The organism is Spongiibacter tropicus DSM 19543, from assembly GCF_000420325.1.
In the GTDB taxonomy this organism is placed as follows: Bacteria; Pseudomonadota; Gammaproteobacteria; order Pseudomonadales; family Spongiibacteraceae; genus Spongiibacter; species Spongiibacter tropicus.
This window is the reverse complement of sequence record NZ_ATUS01000004.1, coordinates 70,867-94,074: the sequence shown is the minus strand read 5'-3', so window position 1 is coordinate 94,074 and position 23,208 is coordinate 70,867. Positions and strand designations below refer to the sequence as shown.

23 protein-coding genes, 1 tRNA gene and 1 other RNA gene are annotated in these 23,208 nt (G+C 56.9%); 6 read left to right on the top strand and 19 right to left on the bottom strand.

Going from position 1 to position 23,208, the window contains the following annotated elements:
- Nucleotide 1 precedes the first annotated feature (1 nt).
- The gene (locus G411_RS0115270) at nt 2–1,903 is read right to left on the bottom strand and encodes an ATP-binding cassette domain-containing protein (protein WP_022960089.1); all 1,902 of its coding nucleotides are present in this window, start codon (nt 1,901–1,903) and stop codon (nt 2–4) included.
- A gap of 75 nt (nt 1,904–1,978) precedes the next feature.
- On the opposite strand from G411_RS0115270, the gene G411_RS0115265 reads away from it, so the two are divergent.
- Nucleotides 1,979–3,922, top strand: a complete 1,944-nt coding sequence (locus G411_RS0115265) for a transglycosylase SLT domain-containing protein (RefSeq protein ID WP_022960088.1) — start codon at nt 1,979–1,981, stop codon at nt 3,920–3,922.
- Between the two features lie 8 nt (nt 3,923–3,930).
- On the opposite strand, the gene G411_RS0115260 is transcribed toward G411_RS0115265, so the two are convergent.
- From G411_RS0115260 to G411_RS0115250, 3 genes are all read right to left on the bottom strand, one after another.
- Nucleotides 3,931–4,722, bottom strand: coding sequence for an MOSC domain-containing protein (locus G411_RS0115260; protein WP_022960087.1), 792 nt, complete (start codon nt 4,720–4,722; stop codon nt 3,931–3,933).
- Nucleotides 4,719–4,961, bottom strand: a complete 243-nt coding sequence (locus tag G411_RS0115255) for a glutaredoxin family protein (RefSeq protein ID WP_022960086.1) — start codon at nt 4,959–4,961, stop codon at nt 4,719–4,721. Before G411_RS0115255 ends, G411_RS0115260 begins: the two co-directional genes overlap by 4 nt.
- Before the next feature lie 62 nt (nt 4,962–5,023).
- Complete coding sequence (locus G411_RS0115250; protein ID WP_022960085.1) at nt 5,024–6,325, bottom strand: ammonium transporter; 1,302 nt, start codon at nt 6,323–6,325, stop codon at nt 5,024–5,026.
- Between the two features lie 386 nt (nt 6,326–6,711).
- Here G411_RS0115250 and G411_RS21635 point away from each other — a divergent pair, with 386 nt between their 5' ends.
- Nucleotides 6,712–7,626, top strand: a complete 915-nt coding sequence (locus G411_RS21635) for a helix-turn-helix domain-containing protein (RefSeq protein ID WP_157581358.1) — start codon at nt 6,712–6,714, stop codon at nt 7,624–7,626.
- Nucleotides 7,623–8,423, top strand: a complete 801-nt coding sequence (locus G411_RS0115240; RefSeq protein WP_022960083.1) for a TrmH family RNA methyltransferase — start codon at nt 7,623–7,625, stop codon at nt 8,421–8,423. The genes G411_RS21635 and G411_RS0115240 overlap by 4 nt, the downstream gene beginning before the upstream one ends.
- Before the next feature lie 4 nt (nt 8,424–8,427).
- On the opposite strand, the gene G411_RS0115235 is transcribed toward G411_RS0115240, so the two are convergent.
- The 15 genes from G411_RS0115235 to gltX all read right to left on the bottom strand — a co-directional run bounded on the left by G411_RS0115235 (nt 8,428) and on the right by gltX (nt 20,455).
- Nucleotides 8,428–9,603 (bottom strand): vWA domain-containing protein, encoded by a 1,176-nt coding sequence (locus tag G411_RS0115235; protein WP_022960082.1) that lies wholly within the window; start codon nt 9,601–9,603, stop codon nt 8,428–8,430.
- A gap of 3 nt (nt 9,604–9,606) precedes the next feature.
- Nucleotides 9,607–10,452, bottom strand: a complete 846-nt coding sequence (locus G411_RS0115230) for an AAA family ATPase (RefSeq protein WP_022960081.1) — start codon at nt 10,450–10,452, stop codon at nt 9,607–9,609.
- A gap of 184 nt (nt 10,453–10,636) precedes the next feature.
- Complete coding sequence (locus G411_RS0115225) at nt 10,637–11,026, bottom strand: hypothetical protein (protein ID WP_022960080.1); 390 nt, start codon at nt 11,024–11,026, stop codon at nt 10,637–10,639.
- 8 nt (nt 11,027–11,034) lie between these two features.
- Nucleotides 11,035–11,487: a YcgN family cysteine cluster protein gene (locus G411_RS0115220; protein ID WP_022960079.1), complete on the bottom strand. Its 453-nt coding sequence runs from the start codon at nt 11,485–11,487 to the stop codon at nt 11,035–11,037.
- Nucleotides 11,484–11,753 (bottom strand): YcgL domain-containing protein, encoded by a 270-nt coding sequence (locus tag G411_RS0115215; protein ID WP_022960078.1) that lies wholly within the window; start codon nt 11,751–11,753, stop codon nt 11,484–11,486. The genes G411_RS0115220 and G411_RS0115215 overlap by 4 nt, the downstream gene beginning before the upstream one ends.
- The gene (gene rnd / locus G411_RS0115210; protein ID WP_022960077.1) at nt 11,753–12,859 is read right to left on the bottom strand and encodes a ribonuclease D; all 1,107 of its coding nucleotides are present in this window, start codon (nt 12,857–12,859) and stop codon (nt 11,753–11,755) included. Before rnd ends, G411_RS0115215 begins: the two co-directional genes overlap by 1 nt.
- On the bottom strand, nt 12,852–13,454 hold the full coding sequence (gene recR, locus G411_RS0115205; protein ID WP_022960076.1) for a recombination mediator RecR: 603 nt from the start codon (nt 13,452–13,454) through the stop codon (nt 12,852–12,854). Before recR ends, rnd begins: the two co-directional genes overlap by 8 nt.
- Nucleotides 13,454–13,777: a YbaB/EbfC family nucleoid-associated protein gene (locus G411_RS0115200; RefSeq protein ID WP_022960075.1), complete on the bottom strand. Its 324-nt coding sequence runs from the start codon at nt 13,775–13,777 to the stop codon at nt 13,454–13,456. Before G411_RS0115200 ends, recR begins: the two co-directional genes overlap by 1 nt.
- Nucleotides 13,777–15,870: a DNA polymerase III subunit gamma/tau gene (dnaX, locus tag G411_RS0115195; RefSeq protein ID WP_022960074.1), complete on the bottom strand. Its 2,094-nt coding sequence runs from the start codon at nt 15,868–15,870 to the stop codon at nt 13,777–13,779. Before dnaX ends, G411_RS0115200 begins: the two co-directional genes overlap by 1 nt.
- 116 nt (nt 15,871–15,986) lie before the next feature.
- An RNA gene (gene ffs / locus G411_RS21910) (signal recognition particle sRNA small type) lies at nt 15,987–16,083 on the bottom strand.
- 91 nt (nt 16,084–16,174) lie between these two features.
- Complete coding sequence (locus G411_RS0115190; protein WP_022960073.1) at nt 16,175–16,789, bottom strand: DUF4136 domain-containing protein; 615 nt, start codon at nt 16,787–16,789, stop codon at nt 16,175–16,177.
- 45 nt (nt 16,790–16,834) lie between these two features.
- Nucleotides 16,835–18,223, bottom strand: a complete 1,389-nt coding sequence (locus tag G411_RS0115185) for a DegQ family serine endoprotease (RefSeq protein WP_022960072.1) — start codon at nt 18,221–18,223, stop codon at nt 16,835–16,837.
- A gap of 96 nt (nt 18,224–18,319) precedes the next feature.
- Nucleotides 18,320–18,598, bottom strand: a complete 279-nt coding sequence (locus G411_RS0115180; protein WP_022960071.1) for a polyhydroxyalkanoic acid system family protein — start codon at nt 18,596–18,598, stop codon at nt 18,320–18,322.
- Between the two features lie 167 nt (nt 18,599–18,765).
- Nucleotides 18,766–18,841, bottom strand: a tRNA-Ala gene (locus G411_RS0115175).
- 117 nt (nt 18,842–18,958) lie between these two features.
- On the bottom strand, nt 18,959–20,455 hold the full coding sequence (gltX, locus tag G411_RS0115170) for a glutamate--tRNA ligase (RefSeq protein ID WP_022960070.1): 1,497 nt from the start codon (nt 20,453–20,455) through the stop codon (nt 18,959–18,961).
- 262 nt (nt 20,456–20,717) lie between these two features.
- Between gltX and dusA the strand changes: the two genes are divergently transcribed.
- Genes dusA through G411_RS20770 form a run of 3 tightly spaced genes read left to right on the top strand, consistent with a single transcriptional unit; the run spans nt 20,718 to nt 23,192 of the window.
- The gene (gene dusA / locus G411_RS0115165; RefSeq protein WP_084495594.1) at nt 20,718–21,794 is read left to right on the top strand and encodes a tRNA dihydrouridine(20/20a) synthase DusA; all 1,077 of its coding nucleotides are present in this window, start codon (nt 20,718–20,720) and stop codon (nt 21,792–21,794) included.
- Nucleotides 21,779–22,735, top strand: coding sequence for a transaldolase (gene tal, locus G411_RS0115160; protein WP_022960068.1), 957 nt, complete (start codon nt 21,779–21,781; stop codon nt 22,733–22,735). The genes dusA and tal overlap by 16 nt, the downstream gene beginning before the upstream one ends.
- Complete coding sequence (locus tag G411_RS20770) at nt 22,728–23,192, top strand: tellurite resistance TerB family protein (RefSeq protein ID WP_022960067.1); 465 nt, start codon at nt 22,728–22,730, stop codon at nt 23,190–23,192. The genes tal and G411_RS20770 overlap by 8 nt, the downstream gene beginning before the upstream one ends.
- Nucleotides 23,193–23,208: the final 16 nt, after the last annotated feature.

Sequence of the window (23,208 nt, the reverse complement as noted above, 5' to 3'; positions counted from 1 at the left end):
CTTATTCAGAGAGCGCTAACCAGCGCTCCATGCTGCTGTCCAGCTCTTCCTGCAAAGCGGTCATCTTTGCCATGGTATCGGCAATGCTGTCGGCATCCTGCTGGTAAAACTCAGCACTTGCGCTGAGTTCTGCCAGCGACTCCAACTCCGCCTCCAGCGTCTCAATACGCTCTGGTAAGGCATCCAACTCCCGCTGATCTTTATAACTCAACTTCTTGCGTGGCGCGGTCTTTACCGGCGCGTCTGCCCTGGGACCAGTACTGCTCTGCTCAGACACCGCGCTCTTTTCAGTGCCCAGTTGCTGTTTGGCCTGCCGGGCCTGATAAGCAGCGACTTCCCGGTAACCGCCGATGTGCTCACTGATCTGGCCATTGCCTTCAAACAACAAACAACTGCTCGCCACGCTGTCGACAAAGGCCCGGTCGTGGCTGACCAGCAAGACGGTGCCAGAAAACTCCACCAGCAGGCTTTCCAGCAGCTCCAGTGTTTCCATATCCAGATCGTTGGTCGGCTCATCCATCACCAGTACGTTAGCCGGCTGAGTAAACAGGCAGGCCAGCTGCACTCGGGCGCGTTCGCCGCCCGACAGCACACCGAAATGACTGCGGGCGCGTTCCGGTGAAAACAGGAAGTCGCCGAGATAAGACATAATGTGGCGATCCCGCCCATTGATCGTGACCGATTCGCGACCCTGGCCGACGATATCCACAACACGCGCATCCGGATCCAGCCGATCCCGCAACTGATCAAAGTAAGCCACCTGGAGATTACTGCCCTGACGCACACTCCCCTCCTGAGGCGCCAGCTCACCGAGGACCAGCCGAAGCAGGGTCGTTTTTCCAGCGCCGTTGGGCCCAATCAATGCCAGCTTGTCGCCGCGACTAATCAGCAGGTTAAAGTTTTTAACCAGCGTTTTGTCGGCAACCCGATAACTGACATCCGTTAACTCAGCAACCATTTTTCCCGTCTGGTTGCCGACATTCACCGTCAGGCTCGCCTGTCCCTGCTGCTCCCGGCGTTGGGCGCGCTCGCGGCGCATCTGTTCCAGGGCGCGGACTCGACCCTCGTTGCGGGTGCGGCGGGCCTTGATACCCTGCCGAATCCAGGTTTCCTCCTGAGCCAAGCGCTTATCGAACAGCGCGTTTTGCTCAGCCTCCACCGCCAGGTCGTGCTCGCGCTGCTCCAGATAACGCTGATAACTGCCGGGATAGTTTTTCAGTGCTCCGCGATCCAGTTCAATAATACGATTCGCCAGCGATTCGATCAGCGCCCGGTCGTGCGTCACAAACAGAACACAACCGGCAAAACCCCTCACACATTGCTCCAGCCAGAGGATTCCCTCTACATCCAGATGGTTCGTGGGTTCGTCCAACAGCAGAATATCCGGCTCGCCAACCAAGGCACGTGCCAGCGATACTCGCCGCAACCAGCCTCCCGACAGCGAGGAAATGGCCAGTTCAGGCGCCAACTCCAAGCGGCTTAAGGTGGACTCAATACGCTGCTGAAAACGCCAGCCATCGAGCGTCTCAATTTGCTTTTGCAGACTCTCCAGCTCGCGAAGTGCAGCCTCATCCATTTCCTGAAGCGTGAGGTGGTGGTAGCGCTTCAGCAGGCCACCAATTTCTGCGAGACCGTCCGCGACCACGTCGTAAACACTGTCATCCGCCGAGGCAAAATCCAGATTTTGCTCCATCCGCGCGATGCGAATGCCCGGCTGGCGCCAGAGTTCTCCCGAATCCGGCGCTAAACTGCCATCTATCATTCGCAGCAAGGTAGATTTACCGCTGCCGTTGCGTCCCACCAGGCAGACCCGGTCACCGGCATCGAGTTGGATTTCTGCGTTGTCGAGCACAATCTGCTGCCCAATGCTGTGCTGCAATTGAGTGCCGCGGAGTAAAGGCATATAGTGAATTCCGTGGATATTAGTCTTGAGAATCGGATCAACCGAACGTTTTTGCACGCCTACAGGGTTAAAAGGATGATCATTCGCGCCTGCTTGTCGACAATCTTCAGCATTGCGCTGTGTTATGTCGCAGTGCCGCTGGCCCATGCCGACGCTGAAAGTCTGGCGAAGGAGCGGCAATTATACCGCGAAGCCATGGAGAATATCAGTCGCGGCCGCAGCGAGCAGGCAGAAGCCCTGCTCCCGGCATTGCACCAATATGCCCTCTACCCTTATCTGGAACTGGAACTGATCAAAGCACAGATCAGCGAGCTCTCCCACGGCACTATCGACGTTTACCTCCAGCAGTACCGCGACACGATTGTTGGTCAACGCATTCGTATTGCCTGGCTCTACCAGCTCCGCCGTCGCGGTGAGTGGGCACAGTTTGTCCGCTACTACCGACAGGATCCGCCGTCGTTTATGCGCTGCGATTACCTGCGCGCCCTTTACAAGCAAGGAGATACCCGCACCGCCAACGCCGAAACGGAAGCCCTCTGGCAGACCGGCCGTTCCCTCCCCGACGCCTGCGACCCCGCCCTAAAACAATGGCTGAGTAGCCTGTCCACCGCCGAATACCGGCAACAACATTGGCAGCGCGCACAGCTAGCCATTGAAGCCGGGCAGCACAGCCTTGCTATTTACCTGTTGCGCAAAGTTCCCGGCAGCGACGCTGAAATCCAGCTATTAGAGAACCCGGCCCTGCTTTACCAACGCGGTTTTACTATGGCGCCGACGGATGACAACCGCCGCCTTGCGCTGCTGAGCCTGCGCCGCCTGGCCAAGAACAAGTTCGAAGAAGCCAATACGCTGTGGCACCAGCTTGATCGGGAATTGGGTTTTACTAACGAGCAAAACTACGCCCTTCGCGATGCGTTTGCCCGGCAGATTATTGCCGGCGACATGGACTACGCCCGTGACTGGATCAATGCAAATGACCCTGCATTTGAAGATCCCTACCTTACCGAATGGCGTATTCGTCTCGCCCTGAAAGACCGGGACTGGGAAGCGGCTCAACGCTTTATCGCCCTGCTGCCTGCCAAGCTACGCGCTGAACCGGATTGGCAATACTGGTGGGCCAGAGCCGAAACGGAAAAACAGCAACGACTGACCGAAAATGCCAGCCAGATACTGCGAACCCTCGCTACGCAGCGAGGCTACTACAGCTTCATGGCGGCCGATTTGCTCAACCAGCAGTACCGGCTCGGGGAGCGCCGCAATCTGGATGTCGCTCTGCTGGATGAAGTCCGGCAGCACAGCGCTGTTATCCGCGCTCGAGAGCTGTTCTGGCAGGGTGAACTGAACACGGCAAGACTGGAATGGAACTACGCCATGCGCAGCCTCAATACCGCCGAAAAAATCGCCGCGGGGCAATTAGCCCTGGAATGGCAGTGGCCTCACCAGGCTATTGTCACGGCTATTCGCGCGGGGGAATGGGACGACCTGGAGCTGCGTTTCCCGATGGCCTATCGCGAGCAGTTCATGCAAACCGCAGCACGCGAAGAAATTGATCCTAAATGGATTTATGCAATTGCCAGACAGGAAAGTGCTTTTGCCGAGGATGCGCGATCTCCCGTTGGTGCGCGCGGCGTCATGCAAATTATGCCCGGCACCGCACGCACACTGGCCAGGCAGATGGGCCGACCGACACCCTCACGCAGCGAACTGCTCGACGCCGATACCAATATCGCGATGGGTGGCTTTTATCTTGGTCAACTACTCAAGCGCTTCAGCGGAAATCGAATTTTGGCTACCGCAGCGTACAACGCCGGTCCTTCGAGGGTTGAAAGGGTGTTGATGCGCCAGAATGGCAACATGCCGGCAGACATCTGGATAGAAAACCTGCCCTATGGCGAAACCCGCGACTACATTAAGAATGTGCTGGCATTCAGTGTGGTGTACGGCGAAAAGCTGGAACTTTCCAAGCCCATTCTGGCTAATCACGAGCGCCGTATCAGTCCTGTTGACGAGTTCAACTGAGCCCGGGATTACGCCAGAACACTAACCGGATCACCGCAGCGAATCTCGCCAAGGCTGCGGTGAATCAGGTTCTGACCAAAGACGATCTTGTCCTCGTGTTTACAATGGTCACGCAATAGCAGTGACACTGCCCGCTGCCGCTCACCGGTTCCCGGATCGAGACTGGGAATCACGCAGCGCGTACAGGGTTTGACCACGTCGAAGTCCACATCACCAATACGCAAGCGGCGCCACGTCAACTCAGCAAACGGGGTTGTCCCGGCGACCACAATATTGGGCCTGAACCGCTGCATCGCCAGGACATCACCATAGGCATCTTCCAACAGCCGCAAACTCGCTTCAGTGCACAGCAGAAACGGAAAACCATCGGCAAAACTGAGCTGATCACCCGCTCGCGCATAGGTCAAGTCAATCTGTCGCTCACTGTCGTCGGGCTGATAGCAGAGTCTCACCGGCTGCCCCAACCATGCCGACAGACGTTGCGCGGCGGCCTCCCCCGCATCCAAGGCCTCACAGCTATCCTCCCACACCACCACTCGCACGGGCTTAGCTCCGCAGGGCTTCTCAAGCCAGATGCTCTCACCGCGGTCGAGATGACGCAGCAACACGCCGCCAGCCTGCTCCTCGGCGTGAAGCCGACACATTGACGGCAATTGCCGTTGGGTCAGAAAATGCCCCCGCTCATCCACCAGCATCCAGCGACGATCACCTGCCGGTCCCCGTCGATCCAGCGTCATCGTCCGCTCACTGTTTCCAGTCAGCGATTTCACTGGGTAACGCCACAATGCGGACACGTTCACAACGCATCTCCGGCAAAGGCCAGCACGGCAGCCTCATCAAAGGGCCAGTCGAGCTCACGCTCTCCCTCGGCAAATATCGGAATTCGCGTTCCGTACTGCGCAATCCACTCGTCGCGATCAGCAATATCAATCAGTTCAATCTGCCAGTCTGGCTGCACAGCCAGCACATTGGCCAGCACCGCCTCCGCCAATTCACAGAGGTGGCAGGCAGAAGTGCCATACAGAATAAACGCTCGCATTCAGGGCTCCAGAAACAAAAAAGCCCGGCAAACGCCGGGCTCTCAACGATGCAGATGACGACTTAAAGATCGTACCCCACCTCGTTATGGCCTGTCAGGTCCAGACCTTCCGATTCTTCGTCAGCGCTGACACGCAAACCGATGACAACGTCCACCAGTTTAAACAAGATAAAGCTGACAATTGCCGTATAGGCCAGCGTGGCGCCAATGCCAATCAACTGCACCTTCAACTGCTGAGCGATGCTGACGCCGTCTGCCAGACCCTGACCGCTGAATACGCCAAGCTCCGCGCTGGCAAAAATCCCAGCCAGGAAAGTACCGAGAATACCGCCAACACCGTGTACCGGAAATACATCCAGCGAATCATCAATTTTCAGGACCTGCTTGAGCCAAAGGGTACAATAGAAGCAGACGATGCCCGCACTAAGACCGATCACGACCGCACCTGCTGGCCCCACATAGCCCGACGCGGGAGTGATGGTGCCAAGCCCCGCCACCATTCCGGTGACAGCGCCCAGCGCGCTGGGCTTGCCAAAGCGCAGCCATTCAATAAACGACCAGGTCAAACAGCCAGTGGCTGCCGAGAGGTGGGTAACCAGCATGGCCATGCCTGCATCCCCGTTGGCGGCCAGTGCACTGCCGGCATTGAAACCAAACCAGCCAACCCACAGCATGCCAGCCCCGGTGAAAGTCATGGTCAGATTGTGCGGTGGCAAGGCCATTTGGCCGAAGCCATTACGCGGCCCAAGCACCATAGCGGCAACCAGTGCCGCAACACCTGCGGTAATATGGACAACAGTGCCACCGGCAAAATCGAGCAAGCCCATCTGCCCCAGCCAACCGCCACCCCAGACCCAGTGAGTAACCGGGGCGTAAACCGCCAGCAACCAAAGCGCCGAAAACATCATCACTGCGGAGAAGCGAATGCGTTCCGCAAAACCGCCGACGATCAGCGCCGGGGTAATAATCGCAAAGGTCATCTGGAACATGACAAACACCGTCTCGGGAATGTCGCCACTGAGAGTGTCCTCGCCGATACCCGCCAACAGCGCTTTACTCAGCCCGCCAACAAAGCCATTGCCATCACTGAAGGCCATGCTATAAGCGACGGCAAACCAGAGCAGCGAGGCCACACAGGTAATACTGAAACATTGCATCAGCACGCTGAGAATATTCTTACTTCGAACCAGGCCACCGTAAAACAGCGCCAGCCCAGGCAGCGTCATAAACAATACCAGGGCCGTCGAGGTCAGAATCCATGCGGTATTCGCGCCACTCAGGCTATCGGCATGGCTCGGCCCTGCAGCCAGCGCACAAAAAAACGCTACAAAAGCAGGCGTAAATCGTGAAAGCGGTGTTCTCATCCGGTTCTCCTAAAACGCATGTGCAGTAAAATCGCACCTTTTTATTACCATGCACCACAATAAAGCACCCGCAGAATAAATGGCCCCTTGCCCAATTCCCCGGAGGCCCTGATAAGGCGCACTTAACAGGATAACTTTTTCCTTTATTTTCATAATGTTATAAATTCAACTCATGAAAGCAGGATGAGCATTGCGCAATAACAACGCACGCAACCCATCATTCCGCACCGAAACAAAGCAAATTACAGGCCAACACAAATCATTTGTGCACCATTTTATTTCTCTGCAGAATGCAGCGCACCAAGATCAAACGAAAACTGCACGTGCCTCAGCCTGAATATTCCGTAAAATAGCGACAGATCCGTTAACCAAAAGGGCCCCTTCCCGTGTTTTCAAAACCCACTGCTCGTGTGCTGGCGATTATGGACTTGTTCATGAGCCACCCCAGTAAAGCCTTTGGCCTCACCGAGCTAACGCGGATACTGGGGCTGAACAAAGCCACATGTCACGCCATCCTCAGCACCATGGCCCGATACGGTTTTCTCGCCCAGGACCCCCGCAGCAAGGCCTACCGCCTCGGTCCAAGCATTGCGGCGGCAGGCATTGCCGCATTCGCACAGTTCCCGGTACTGGAATTCGCAAGACCTGAACTGGAAGCCCTCGGACGGGAACTGAAATTGGGCTGTGGCGTATTGGGGCGCAGTGGAGAACAACTGGTCTTGCTGGCCAACTACGGCATCCCTCAACCATTACACTTCCCTTACCAGCAAGGACTGAGGTTACCGGCCATTGCCCCCCTGGGCGCCTGCTTTATTGCTTGGTCATCCGCCGGCAAGCTCAACCAATGGCTGCATGCGGCACAGGCCCATCTCGGAGAGTGGGACGAGGAGCTGGATAAGCGACTGCGCATTTCCGTGATTGGCATTCGAGCGCGGGGCTTTGAGGTCACGCTGATTAGTGATGCGGAGCGGCGCTTTGAACAGGAACTGGCCAAGCCCAAGGAAAACTGGAGCCTTGAGGAAGTGGCAGATCATGCTCGCCGCTATCGGGAACAGCTCTGCGAAAGCAATTACCACTTGGACCGCATAGAAAAAGGTCGGCGGTATCACGTTGCCAATATCGCTGTCCCGGTATTTGGCGACGGAGAGGAGCCAGAGCTCGTTATTTCAGCGGGCAGCATTAGCAACCCCATTAGCGCCGAGGATATACTTGCCGTTGCGCAACGCCTGCAGCATGCCGCAGAGCGGATTACTGAGGCTGCCCGGGCAACACTGGGCTTTCCCGGCCACCACGCTGAATGAGCACCCCACAGGCAATGAGCGACGATCGCCAGCAATACCTTGAGAAAAAGCAGTTTTTCCAGCAACTTCTGACTATTTACGGACGTAAACCCGTCCTCGAGGCACTACAGAATCCGCGCCTCAGGGTGTACAAACTCCACTTGGCCGACAGCAACCGCAAAGACGGTATTGTTGCAGAAATTCTTGCACTGGCAGAAAAGAAAGGGATCCAGCTCGCCTGGCACGACCGCAAGGCATTGTCGAGAATCTCCAAGAATGGCAAACAGGACCAGGGGGTTGCCGCCGATTTGGAGCTGGCAGACTACCATCCGACCACCGCAATCACCGCCGAAACCTTGCAGCAAGGGTCACCCTGCTACATCGCCTTAGATGGCGTGAGTAATCCGCAGAATCTCGGCATGATTATCCGCTCAGTGGCGGCCAGTGGCATCGACGGCCTGATTGTGCCCCGCAAGGGTGGCACCAGCCTGTCACCGCTGGTCATCAAGGCCAGCGCCGGTGCCGTATTTAACTGCCCGCTCTACCACTGCGACCGCCTGCTGCCCGAACTACGACGATTGCAAGAGGATGGCGCTGAAGTGCTGTGCCTGTCTTCCCACGCGCAACACTCACTGTTTGAGCTGTCACCGGGTAAGAGTCGGATCTTTGTTCTGGGGAATGAAACCGAGGGTGTCAGCAGGGAGACACTGGAGATCAGCGACGCCCGACTGCAAATTCCGATGGCCAATGGCATCGAGTCGCTCAATGTCGCGGTGACAGCCGCACTGCTGGCATTCTCAGCCGCCGCACGCGGCTGAGGCCTCAGCGGGCCAGATAAGCCATGGCCTCTTCCAGACCCGCCAGTGTCATGGGGTACATATGCCCTTCCATCAGCTCTTCGGTAAGGCCAATGGAATGGGTCCAGCTCCAGTCTTCCGGGGGCACCGGATTGAGCCACACCACCTTGTCGTAGGTGTCTCGCAGGCGACGCATCCACACTTCGCCCGCTTCGTCGTTCCAATGCTCGACACTGCCGCCTGGCTGGAGAATTTCGTAGGGAGACATGGCAGCGTCGCCTACGAAGATGATTTTGTAATCGCTGCTGTATTTATGCAGTACATCCAGCAAGGGAATTCGCTCACTGTGGCGGCGAATATTATTGTTCCACACCGATTCGTACAGGAAGTTATGGAAGTAAAAATACTCCATATGCTTGAACTCGGTGCGTGCGGCGGAGAACAGTTCTTCACAAACGCGAATATGCGGATCCATGGAACCGCCAACATCAAAGAACAGCAGCACTTTGACCGCATTGTGCCGCTCGGGCACCATTTTTAAATCCAGTAGCCCCGCGTTGCGCGCAGTGGACGAAATGGTGTCATCGATATCCAGCTCTTCAGCCGCGCCACTGCGGGCAAATTTGCGAAGGCGACGCAAGGCAATTTTGATATTCCGCGTGCCCAGCTCGACCGAATCGTCCAGATCTTTGAAGTCGCGCTTTTCCCAAACCTTAACCGCCTTTTTGTTGCGGCTCTCGCCGCCGATACGGATGCCTTCGGGATTATAGCCACCGTGACCAAAGGGTGATGTTCCTCCGGTGCCAATCCACTTATTGCCGCCTTCGTGCCGTTCCTTCTGCTCTTCCAGCCGCTTTTTGAATTCCTCGATCAACTTATCGAGACCGCCCAGAGACTCGATCTTGGCTTTTTCCTCGTCGCTCAACTGCTTGAGAAACTCAGTGCGCAGCCAGTCGTCGGGAATCAGCGCCTCGATCACGTCGTCCAGCGTTGACAGCTCGTTAAAATAAGCCGCAAAGGCCTTGTCGAAGCGGTCGTAGTATTTCTCATCCTTGACCATGCACACGCGGGCAAGCTGGTAAAACTCATCGACGTCCATAAACGCCAAACGCGCTTCCAGCCCGGCCATCAGGTCCAGCAGTTCTCGAATGCTGACCGGCACCCCCGCATTACGCAGGCCGTAGAAGAATTGCACCAACATGGCTTAGCGGTTCTCGCGGCGATGCATAAACGCCAGGCGCTCCAGCAGATGAACATCCTGCTCGTTTTTCAGCAGCGCACCATAGAGTGGCGGAATGGCCTTGCTGGCGTCGCGGTTTTTGAAAATTTCTGCGGGAATATCATCGGCCATCAACAGCTTCAACCAATCGATCAGCTCAGACGTGGACGGCTTTTTCTTCAGGCCCGGAATTTTGCGTACATCAAAGAACACTTCCAGCGCTTCCTGCACCAGATCACGGGAAATCGTTGGGTAATGCACGTCGACGATTTTCTCCATGGTTTCCCGGTCGGGGAAGTTAATAAAGTGGAAGAAACAGCGACGCAGGAATGCGTCAGGCAGTTCTTTCTCATTATTACTGGTGATGATAATGATGGGACGATGCTTAGCTTTTACCGTTTCGCTGGTTTCGTAGACAAAGAACTCCATACGGTCCAGCTCGACCAGCAGGTCGTTGGGGAATTCGATATCTGCCTTGTCGATTTCATCAATCAGCAGCACCACCTGCTCATCGGCATCGAAGGCTTCCCACAGTTTGCCGCGCTTAATGTAGTTGGCAATATCGTGAACCCGGTCATCGCCGAGCTGCGAATCCCGCAGGCGTGATACCGCGTCGTATTCATACAAGCCCTGCTGGGCTTTCGTGGTGGATTTGATATGCCATTGAATCAGCCTCATTCCCAGTGCTGATGCCACCTGCTCGGCCAGCAGGGTTTTACCCGTGCCGGGCTCCCCCTTGATCAACAGCGGACGCTGCAAGGTCACGGCTGCATTAACAGCCATACTCAGGTCGTCGGTAGCGACGTAGGAATCCGTACCGGTAAATTTCATCAATGTATCCTGCTCGGCTGACCCGGTGCGTCCGGGTCGTCGTTCAACATGAGATTCGAAGGCGGGTACGCCCTGTTTCAAACCTCTTCACGTAAATCACATCACCGCGAAGCCTACTTGCCACGTGGGCTGACAGCAAGTGCAGCGGCAACACGGGAAGCAGCTCAGTGCAATAAATCAAACGCTAGAGCTGCGGCTCCACCCGTTCACTGCTCGCTGGCGTGGGCTTAGTCGGAGTTGACGGCGCTTTCTTTGCCGCAATCAGCGTCCAGGTAATCGCCAGAACCAGTGCGGCAATCTGCCCGGCACCGATAATAATCAAAGACGCCATCGCCGACTCGATACCGCCAGTCATCAGGCTCAGTAAGGCGCCAATGGTGGCCGGCATCCACAGGCCAGCCACATCAGGGTGATGACTCGGCAGCAATACCAGTGCCGCCACCGCCAGCAAGGCCCACAGTTTGAGCCCCGTCAGCCGGTAGGCGCGCAACAGCAGCAACCAAAGCAACAGAGCAATCACCCCGACACCGAGGTAGACCTGCCACGCCAGGGCATAGTCGTTTTGATCGATCATACGATTCCCTAATCAATCCAATGAATAATGTGGTTTTCGAAGTCCGCTTCCGCGACCTCGCTCTCACTGATACAGCGGCCACCCACCGAAATGCCCAACGCTCGCATGGCGCGCTCATCGCCGCTGCGCAGCGGGTGCCATTCAGCCAGCCCCCTGCCCTCATGCATACGGCGGTAGGCGCAGCTACTCGGCAAGCTGTAGGCGACGTCGGCAAGCTCTTTGCGAAGATTGACACAACCCGGCACGCGCTGCTGCCGGTGGCTATAGTCGCCGCAACGGCCACTCTTGAGATCGAGCAAACGGCAGGCCACATTGGTAAATGCCAGCTCGCCACTATCCTCGTCCTCCAGCTTGTGCAAGCAGCAGCGTCCACAACCGTCACACAGCGCCTCCCACTCCTGATCGCTCAGTTCTGCGAGCGTTTTATACTCCCAGAAAGGCTGCTGTCGACGGGCAATCAACGGTCTTCCCGTGGGTTGAGCGCAGGCTCGTCAACCGGCGGTAGCTGAAGGTAAAATCCGTTATCGGCGATATCCTGCAACACCTTCGCCGCATCGGCCCGAGCCAACTTTCGCCCTTCATCAATAAGCAGCGTCATAGCGTGCTCAGCCTGTCCAAACTTCACCATCAAGGCTTCCGGCACCCGCTCCAAGCCCTCTGCCTTATCGACGTAGAGGTACATACCCTCACGCTTGGCACTGCGATATATGCTGCAGATTCGACGCATTATTCTTCCTCCAGTGCCGCCAGCAACGGCTCCGCCAGCAGCGACTGCCGCCATATTCCCATACTTTCCGGCACCCGTCCTTCGCGCACCAGCGCTTCCAGGTCGCGACGGCGACACAATAAGCCAGCAGGCATTGCCAGCTGCTGCGCGATATCGTCGCCACGCTGGCGCAGTCGCCCCAAATCCGCTTTCTGTGCTGATGTCAGCGGGCGATCGCCAGCGGCTGGAATAGCGCTTTCCGGTGCGTCGCGAACCTCGTCCAGCAAGGCTATCAGCGTGTCGCCGTAGCGGCGGATACTCCCCGGTGACAGGTCCTTGATTCGCGACAGTTCTCCCCGGCTCTCCGGCAGACAGCGCGCCAGCTCAAAACAGACCGGATCTTTGAAAATCCGTCCGCGAGGCATATCTCTCCGACGCGCCTCTTCCTCACGCCAGGCGCACACTACCTTAAGCGCCAAGCGCTGACGGCCTTTGAGCTTCCACAAGGATTTATTACGGAGGTAGTATTCCTCTGGCGGCGCGGGGGCTTTCGCCTGGGCAATCATTCGCTCACTGTCTTCCTGCCACCAGTCCAAACGCCCCAGCGAGGCCAAGCGGTCGCGCAGCATCGGGTAGATACGCTGAAGATATTCCACGTCGAGCGCGGCGTAGTGGCATTGGCTCTGAGTCAAGGGGCGCTGCAGCCAGTCGGAGCGAGTCTCACCCTTGTCGACCTCAATATCCAGATAGTGCGCCACCAGCTTCTGGTAGCTCAGCCCCTCACCGACTCCCGCCAGCCCGGCACCGATCTGAGTATCCAACAAGGGCGATGGGATAGCACCACAGAGACGATCAAAGACTTCCAGGTCTTCACTGCAGGAATGCAGGACTTTGACCACCGCGGGGTCTTCCAGCAGCGTTCTAAAATGCCCCCAATCGTCGATGCCCAGCGGGTCAATCAGGTAGACCTGTCCCTGCACACCCACCTGAATCAGACCGGCTATCGGGTAAAAGGTATCGCGACGGATAAATTCGGTGTCCATCACGACAAAACTGCTGCGCCGCCACGCTTCACACGCGGCATTCAAATCTGCCTGTTTTTCGATATATACGGTTGAATCAGTCAAAGCGTTGACGCCCCTTCAGAGCGTGGGACAAGGTGCCGCTATCGACGTACTCAAGCTCACCACCCAGTGGCACACCGTGCGCGATGCGACTGACGGCGACACCAAGACGTCGCATTTCTTCGGCGATATAGAAAGCGGTCGCCTCGCCCTCAACGGTGGGATTGGTTGCCAGGATCAATTCCTTGACCGACAGTGCCTGTACACGTTCAACCAGGCGATCGATACCGATCTCCTCGGGACCGATGCCGTCAATGGGCGACAACCGTCCCATCAGCACAAAATACAGTCCGCGATAGTCACCGCCCTGTTCAAAAGCCAGTACATCCGCGGGTGACTCGACCACACAGATTGTCTGCTGGTCACGGCGGGGATCACGGCAGATTCGGCACTCAGCATCTTCCGTCAATGTGCGACAGCTGCGGCAGTGACCCACTTCGTCAACCGCTTTCTGCAGCGCCAGAGAGAGGCGTTGGGCGCCGCCACGATTGCGCTCAAGCAACTGAAAACTGATGCGCTGCGCAGACTTTGGCCCGACGCCGGGCAGACAACGCAGCGCCTCTATCAACTCATCTATCAGTGGGCTAAAATTGGCCATCAGAAAGGCATCTTGAATCCGCCGGGCATGCCCATGCCCGACAGCATATCGCCCAGCTCACTCTTGCTACTCTCCTCGACTTTGCGTACCGCGTCATTGACGGCGGCCGCCAGCAGGTCTTCGAGAATTTCCTTGTCTTCGGTGAGCAAACTGGGATCAATTTCTACCCGGCGCACATCGTGACGCCCGGTCATTGTGACTTTCACCAAACCGGCGCCCGATTCACCGAGCACCTCACGGTTAGCCATCTCTTCTTGCGCCTTCTGCATCTTCTCCTGCATCTCGGCAGCTTTCTTCATCAAATCGTTCAAGTCGGCTTTCATCACTCTCTCCCACGCTGGCCCGGCAGGCTGAGCGACTCGGGCTCCAGCTCCGCACCAAATTCTTCAATAATCTGCAGCACCAATGGATCAGACTCGATGGCCACCCGCGCCGCAGCTAACTGCTCACTCAGCAACCTGGCGCGATACTGCGCGGGCGTCTCTTCCTGCGGCTCTCCCAGCTCTACCGTCACTTTCAGCGGCTGGCCGAAGTACTCGCTAAGTTGTTCCTGAAGACGTTCGACCTGTCGGTCGTTCAGCAAGGTGGCGTTTGCCTCCCCGATGATAAAGCTCAGCCGGGAGTCCAGACGCTCATGTATCTGGCAATGTGCAGCAATACTGCCCAGCATACCGGGCAGAGGGAATGCCTCAAAGCGCTCGCGCCAACAGCGGGCGTCCAGCTCGTCCAAGGAGATTTTCTCACCGATATCAGTTGCGGCCGGGTGTTCAGAACCACGGGGCTGTGCTGAGGGCGTTGCTGCCGCGGAATCCTGCACTGGCTCCGGGACATGCTGAGAGGCCAGCACATCCAGCGCGGCCTTCGCCGGGGACGCGGTGACAGGTGTCGGTTCAGACGATTGTGCGAGCTGCGGCTCCGGCGCAATCCGCGAATCAGGCTGTGAATCCGGGGCTTGCTCGGCATAATTCGCCCAGTTGGCGTAATCATCCGGCAGGGGCGCCTCACCACCCACATCCGCCGAGTGCTGCGTCCCGCCACTCGCCATGGCGGTCGTCGGCGCGACCTCTGGCTCTGTATCAACGGTGGGCTCCGGAGCCGGTACTGCCTTCGGCGCCGAGGTGGTCGGCGTCGACACCGCTTCAGCGGACTCTGACACGTCAGCTTGTAACCGGCTTGCACGCTCGCTGGCAGACAGATCTGCCACAGCCTCTGTTTCAGGCGGCGATTGCTCGCCACCTGAGTCAGCCGCTAATGGCTTTTTTTCAGGAGCCGTCTCGCCTCCCTCATGACTGGTAGACGCGGGCAGTCTGTGCACTGGCGGCGCCATTACACCTTCGGGCTTAAAGGCCAGCAGCCGCAACAGCAACATTTCCAGGCCGCCCCTAAGCTCTGGCGCCAAACCCAGATCACGACGCCCCTGGAGGGCCATCTGGTAGTAAAACTGCACCTCTTCGGCACTGAGCGTTTGCGCCAGTTCAAGCAGTGCTTGGCGATCGCCCAGACTGTTGTCCAAGCCTTCCGGCACCGTCTGGGCAATCGCCAAACGATGGAGTACCACCAGCAGCTCGCTGGCCACACCGGCGAAATCAACACCCAATTCCGCCAGATCGGCAACAATGGCCAGCAATTGTGCACCATCATGCTGGGAAAGCGCACGAACAATGCGATGTACCGCCGCGTGGTCAATAGTGCCCAGCATCTGGCGAACATCGTCTTCGCCCAGCTTGCCAGAGCCAAAGGCAATCGCCTGATCTGTCAAGCTGAGAGCATCGCGCATACTGCCATCAGCAGCGCGTCCCAGCAGCCACAGCGCGGCGTCATCGTAGGCAATCATCTCTTTTTCGAGAATCTGCTTGAGATAGTCCACCACGCGCTCGGGACTGAGGTTTTTCAGGCTGAACTGCAGGCAACGAGAGAGAATTGTCGCAGGAATCTTTTGCGGGTCTGTCGTCGCCAACAGGAATTTGACATGCGGCGGCGGCTCTTCGAGCGTTTTCAGCAGCGCATTGAAACTGCTGGCACTGAGCATGTGAACCTCATCGATGAGATACACCTTGTAGCGACCCTGAGTCGGCGTGTACTGAACGTTATCCAGCAGCTCACGGGTATCTTCCACCTTGGTGCGCGAGGCCGCATCGACCTCTATCAAGTCGACAAAGCGCCCCTCATTGATCGCCACGCAGGCCTGACACTGGCCGCAGGGTTCGGAGCTCACGCCCTGCTCACAATTCAAACAGCGGGCAAGAATACGTGCGATGGTGGTTTTACCGACACCGCGTGTGCCGGTAAACAGGTAGGCATGATGAAGACGGTCGTGATCCAGCGCATTGATAAGGGCTTTGAGCACATGACTCTGACCGGCCATTTCCCGGAAACTCTTGGGGCGCCATTTTCTAGCCAGAACCTGATAGCTCATTGGGGACTCTCTTCAAAGCAAGCGCCAAGGATACACCAGCCCCGCATGGACATAAACATACGGCTCATGCAGAAAATCAGTGGGGAATCACGAAGATAGAGAAAGATGGGTGGCGACCCAACCAGCCACACCCCGGCACACGAGTCGATAACTACCGTTGCTCCCTTCCGGGCCTGGCGGGGTTTGCTATCTATCGTTGCGAGGGGACCGGAGGGGTCACCATAAAACAGCGATCAGCGCGGCCAATCGCGGGGCGCTATTGTGGTGGAAAGGCCTCGGTGTTGCAAGGGCTTTCCCACCTAAATCAAGGCGATACAGATCCTGGCGGAAATTTCGCCAGGATGGCATTCACCGTTTCAGTAACGTATAGATCTCGCTCCATCGGCGTCGCCATTGTTGGCTGGTTACGTGCCACACTCCCCCGCCAAATCAACCGCTTGCTGACCGGGTCCACCATATCAATAATGACTTCGTCCTCGGTATATTCCCGCACCCAAAGGTCATTGTCGTGGAAATGATGGTAGTTGAAGCCGGGGTAAAACCCGCAGTGATAGCAGGGGTAGTAGCCAAAATGGCTGTACCACGAACCGAAGCTGTCCACTTTAATCTTGTCTTCAGAACTGAGGTGATAGCTGATCAGCACACTGGCATTTTCAGGCTCCACCTGCTGCAGACCGCGCTGCCCCAGATTCTGAGCGATCGCCTCGACAAACCGGCGATGTGTCAGTTCGTCAAACGGTTTGCTGCTCAACTCCTCGCGCGGTGTTTTGGGGGGCAACCACGCAAAACTCGTCACCGCGCTGAAGTCATAGCTGGTATCGTAATCCTGGCTCACGGGCAGCCCGGCACAGGCCTGCAGCAACAACGCAGCGCAGATCAGCGACAGACTGCGAAAATAACGGTGGTACACGCTCATCATACGAGCCTCCGATAGGCTGCCACGCGAACGCGGCAGTCATTGTGACTATTTCTTCAATACTACCCAACTGGCGAAGCGACCGCGAATCACTCGCAATAACATCCCGTCTGCATTCGTCCCGGCGGCAGCCTGCAATTCCGATACGCTGCGAACACGGCGCTGGTTGACAGATACGAGTAAATCGCCAGGCTGAAGCTTACCGACCGCCGGCGAATCGACCTTAACCTCGGTAACCACCACACCCTTGTTGTCGTCCGAGTTTTTCAAGCCAACACCGTCCAGCAGTGGATGCACCGCCCGCTGATCGGCCTCTACCTGCTTCTTCGCCGACTCCAGAGTCGCTTTGACGGTTTTTTCCTTACCATCGCGCAGCAATGTGAGCTTCACCTTGTCACCAACACGGCGCAGACCAATCGCATTGCGGAGTTGCGCGGAACTCAGCACGGCCTTGCCATCAACTTCCACAACAACATCCCCGGCTTTAATGCCGGCCTTATCCGCTGCGGAATCCTCCTGCACTTCAGCCACCACCGCTCCGCGCTGACCGGGTTTGATATCAAAGGCCTCGGCCAGCTCAGAGGTAAGATCCTGAATGATGACGCCGAGCTGACCGCGACGCACCTCACCGTGAGTGAGAATCTGCTCAATGCTAGCCATGGCCATATTGGCAGGAATCGCGAAGCCGATCCCCACATTACCGCCCGATGGCGCCAGAATGGCCGTATTCACACCGACCAGCTCACCCCGCAGGTTCACCAAAGCGCCACCAGAATTACCGGGGTTAATGGATGCATCTGTCTGAATAAAATTCTCGTAGCCTTCAATCCCAAGACCGGTTCGACCAAGGGCGCTCACAATACCGGTTGTCACGGTTTGCCCCAGACCGAAGGGATTGCCGATCGCCACCACAAAGTCGCCGACCTGTAACTTGTCAGAATCTGCCAGCTCGACTTCGCTGAGGTTCTTGGCCTCGATTTTCAGCACCGCAATATCGACATCGGGATCTGAGCCAATCAGCTCCGCTTTGAAACTGCGGCCGTCTTCAAGCGCTACGGTGATCTCGTCCGCACCATCAATGACATGATGGTTAGTGAGTACAGTTCCTGCACCCGCATCGATAATAACGCCCGAACCCGCGCTCTGCGTACGGCGCTGGCGAGGGCGCATCTGCTGCTCGGGAACATTGAAGAAATGACGAAAGAAAGGGTCGTTAAGTAGCGGATTTTGCTGAACACTTCGAGTGGTATATGTCGAGATATTCACCACCGCCGGGTTCACGCTTTTCAGCATAGGGGCCAGACTGGGCATGGGGTCGCCGTTGCTCATCGCCGCCGGTAACAGTGCGTGACTGGACGCACTGGCAAGCATGCCCGCTAAAAGCAGTAGCAGTGGATATAGGGACACGGCTCTGTAAAATCGCTTAACAAACGCCATTGGCTTTCCGATCTCCTCGAAACACATGGATGCTGCTTAGAGTACGAGATCTGAAAATATTTCCCGGGCTGTGATAAATGCGACGAATTGCCGCACTCAGGCCAGTTTTTCAGCCATTGCCCTGGACAGCTCATCGCGGATTTTCGACTTAAACGGGCTCATTAGCATACCCAGACGAAGATCCACTTTGACCTCTCCGCTCAGCATCGTTAAACGCCCTTCTATGCCGCTGCGCTTCAGCTCCAGCTCACGGTCACTGAGCCACTGCGCCGTGACGTCATACTCATGCTTGAGCTTTTCAGCCAGTGACTCAAGCATCTCGCGCACATCGTCTTCGCTTTTTACGTGGCTCTGGCTGATGGAAATAGTCGACACGATCTCTGTACTCCGCTCTTATTGAATATCGCTTCGCGACATTCCAGTGCTGTTATATGGAGGCAGTTTAGCAGTGCCTCAAGGGCTTGAGCAGCAAAAAATCGCTTCCGTGCAGAAAGGATAAAACGCAGGCAAAAAAAAAACCGCCTAGTAGGCGGTTTTTTGTTTGGTGGAGCTAGGCGGGATCGAACCGCCGACCTCTTGCATGCCATGCAAGCGCTCTCCCAGCTGAGCTATAGCCCCGAAAGAGGCTGCGCATATTAAGGTTCGCCCCTAACCTTGTCAACACGCCGCCGAGAAAAAAGCGCATTTTTTTAATCGCCGCGCCGCGTATGCCGAAAAACCTTTATGCACAGCAGCTTAGCTATGGCTACTGAGCGCCGCCTGGTAGCGTTTTTCAAGTTTTTTCAGCCGCTTTTTGCCCACTCCACCCAGCACCTCAACAGCGTGCCGCAAGCGTGCACGACTGATATCTGGCCCCAGAATTTCCATCGAATCCACCACCGATACCGACGCAGTGGTGCCGGCAATCGCGATAAACAACGGCGGCATGAAGTCCTTCATCCGGATCTCTAGCCCCGTCGCGAGCGCCTTTAGATCATTGAATAGCGCATCCCGCTGCCAGTCCTGCTCGGCTTCCAAGCGCCACAAACAGCATTGCAGCATCTCCGCCAATTCTTCCTCGCTGAGCGCACTGCCGGCGAAGCTGTCCTTGCTGATCGGCAGCATGCCCGACAGGAAGAAGGCCGCAAGCGGCGCAATATCCGTGAAGACCTCAATGCGCTGTTTCAGATGCGGCAGCAGCGCCATCAGCATGTCTTTGTTCAGCGCCCAGTCCTGCAAGCGCTGAACAAGCTGCTCATCGTCCAAATCTTCCCGCAGCCAGAGGCCATTCAACCAACGCAGCTTTTCCACATCGAAAATCGGTCCGCCGAGACTGACACGCTGAATATCGAAGTGCTCGATCATGGTCTGCAGACTGAATTTCTCGCGTTCATCGGGCATGCTCCAACCCATACGCCCCAGATAATTCAGCAGCGCCTCCGGCAGGAACCCCATGCGTTGGTAGTAAAGAATGCTGGTTGGATTTTTGCGCTTACTGAGCTTGCTCTTGTCCGGGTTGCGCAGCAGCGGCAAGTGGCAAAGCACCGGCATTTCCCAGCCGAAATATTCGTACAGCAGCTTGTGCTTGGGCGCCGAGTTAATCCATTCCTCGCCGCGCAATACATGGGTAATCCCCATCAGGTGATCGTCAACCACATTGGCCAGATGATATGTGGGCAGCCCGTCGGATTTCAGCAGAATTTGCGCATCAACCTGCCCCCAGTCCAGTTCGATGCTACCGCGCAGCATGTCTTCAACTTCACAGCGCCCCTCGCCTTCAGGCACGATCATACGGATAACATAGGGCGCCCCCGCCGCGTCACGGCGCTGCACTTCTTCGTCGCTCAGCTTCAGGTCGGACGGCTTCAGTGCGGTATGCAGCCCCGACTCGCGACGGCTCTCCCGCAGGGCATCCAACTCCTCTGGAGTGCGGTAGCATCGAAATGCCAGCCCCTTGGCAATAAGTTGCTCGCAGTGCTCACGATAAATGTCACTGCGCTCACTTTGACGGTATGGGCCGCAGCTACCGCCCACATCAGGACCCTCGTCCCAATCCAGCCCAAGCCAACGCAGAGAGTCGAGAATGGCCTGCTCCGATGCTGCGGTAGAGCGCTGCTGGTCGGTATCTTCGATCCGCAGCAGGAACTGACCGCCCTGACTCTTGGCAAAACAGTAGTTAAACAGGGCGATATACGCCGTACCTACGTGTGGATCACCGGTGGGAGATGGAGCAATGCGGGTGCGGACAGTCATGAAAAGCTTCTTACCTTGTCAGTTTAACGTCATGGCTGCAGACAACCGCAGCGCGAGGCGACATTATACGGGGGAGCACGGTAAAACATCATCTCCTCTTGGGTATTTGTCTTGAGATTGAGTACCTTTCTAAGCTGCCCGCCTTCCGCAAGGGTCTGAACGCCCTGTCCGGTTTCCTGATAAACTTGCCCCGGCAACTGCGCGCCACAATCGGAGCGCAGTCCATAACAGCAAGCCTTAACGTTGAGAGCCACCGGACCCGATGAGCACCACCGACTTAGCCGCCTCCCCATCAAGCCACGCTGCGCTCGACAGGCGTTTCTGCGCTGCGCCAATGCTTGATTGGTCTGACCGACATTGTCGCGTGTTCTGGCGGCAACTGAGCCGACGCGCGGTACTCTATACCGAAATGGTCACCACCGGTGCCCTGCTCCACGGCGACGCCGAACGTCACCTCAACTTCAGCGACATCGAGCACCCTTTGGCCCTGCAGCTGGGTGGCAGTGATCCAGCGGCACTGGCCGCGTCAGTGAAGCTGGCCGAACGGTGGGGCTACGACGAAGTTAACCTCAACTGCGGCTGCCCTTCGGACCGCGTCCAGAACGGATTTTTTGGCGCCTGCCTGATGGCTCGCCCGGCACTGGTGGCCGACTGTGTCAAAGCCATGCAGGACGCCGTCTCCCTGCCGATTACCGTCAAACACCGCATCGGCATCGACGACCAGGAAGGCTACGGCCCGCTGCGCGATTTTGTTGGCAGCATTCATGACGCCGGCTGCAACACGGTGATTGTCCACGCCCGCAAGGCTTGGCTGCAGGGCCTCAGCCCCAAAGAAAACCGTGAAATTCCGCCGCTCGATTACAATATGGTGTATCGCCTGAAGCGCGATTTCCCGGCACTGGAAGTCATTATCAATGGCGGCATAGAGAGCATTGACGACGCGCTATCGCAATTGTCACAGGTCGATGGCAGTATGTTGGGACGCAGTATTTACCACAGCCCCTATTCACTGCTGGAGGTGGATGCCCGCATTTATGGGGAATCACCCCGCCGCCTGTCACGCGTTGAGGTCGTAGAATCCCTCTACCCCTATATCGAAGGGGAACTTGGCCGCGGAACCCGACTCCACCATATCAGTCGGCATATGCTGGGCCTGTTTAATGGGCAGCCGGGGGGTAAACAATTCCGCCGCCATATCAGTCAACAGGCACACCACAAAGAAGCAGGCATTGAAGTACTGCAAGAAGCGCTGGCCATCACTGAACTGGCGGCGCAACGGCTCGCCGAACGGCAGCTGGAACGAAAAGAACAGGACTCACAGGAATGCAAAGCAAGTTAGCACAGCTCCGCGCCATGACCGACGTCGTGGCCGACACCGGTGACATTGAAGCGATTCGCCGCTTCACTCCCCGCGACGCCACCACCAACCCCTCACTGATTCTGAAAGCCGCTCAACTGCCCCAGTATCGCGAACTGATCGACCAAGTGGTCGCTGAAGAATTGCGCAGTGAGCGCCATGCCATCGCCCTGAAACGCGCCTGTACCCGCCTAGCGGTAGCCATTGGCCGCGAAATTACCGAACTGGTGCCGGGCAAGGTATCCACCGAAGTGGACGCTCGCCTGTCGTTCGATACCCGTGCAACCATAGAAGAAGCCCACCAGATTGTAGCGCTGTATGAACAGGCTGGCGTGTCCAGAGACAAGCTGCTGATCAAAATCGCCTCCACCTGGGAAGGTATTCAGGCCGCCGCTGAGCTGGAAAAAGCCGGCATTGAGTGCAATCTGACTTTGCTGTTCAGTCTTGCCCAGGCCGCCGCCTGTGCAGAGGCTGGCGCCACATTGATCTCACCCTTTGTCGGCCGAATTCTCGACTGGCATGTCGCACGCGGCCACAGTCCCGCCAGCGCAGATGAGGATCCCGGCGTACGCTCAGTTTCGGCTATCTATGCCTATTACAAGCAACACAGTTACAAAACCATTGTCATGGGTGCCAGCTTCCGGAATATCGGCGAAATTGAAGCACTGGCAGGCTGCGACCGGCTGACGATCAGTCCGGCACTGCTGGAAGAACTGGATGCAGATAGCGGTGAATTGCCACAGCGACTCTCCGCCGACGCGGATTTCCCAAACCTCGACAAGCTGGATCTGAACGAATCCGCGTTTCGCTGGGCGATGAACGAAGATGCGATGGCAACAGAAAAGCTGGCTGAAGGCATCCGCGCCTTTGCCGCCGATCAGGGAAAACTGGAAACCCTGCTGAAGGAATGGGGCGATGTTTGAGTTTCTGAAAAACCTGCTGAGCGACGACGACCCGGCAAAGCAGGACGACAATATGTCACTGCAACTGGCGGCGGCCTCGCTGCTGCTTGAGGTCAGCAAATCTGATTACCAGCAGGATGACGCTGAGCTGGAGAAAATTCGTGAGCTGATGGTGAACCATTTCCACCTGGAAAGCGGCGAGATCGAAGCCTTCATGGCCCGTACTCAGGAACAAGGCAAAGACACCACCTCACTGTACCCTTTCACGCGCTACATTAACGACAACTGCAGCAACGATGAGAAATTCAGTCTGGTCAAAGCCTTGTGGGAAGTCGCCGCAGAGGACGGCCGTATCGACAAATACGAAGAGCATGTGATTCGCAAAATTGCCGAACTGATCTATCTGCCCCACCGCGAATTCATCCGCGCCAAACTAATGGTGTGCGACGCCATGAATATCAGCGAAAACAACCAGTAAGACGGTCTGCAAACGC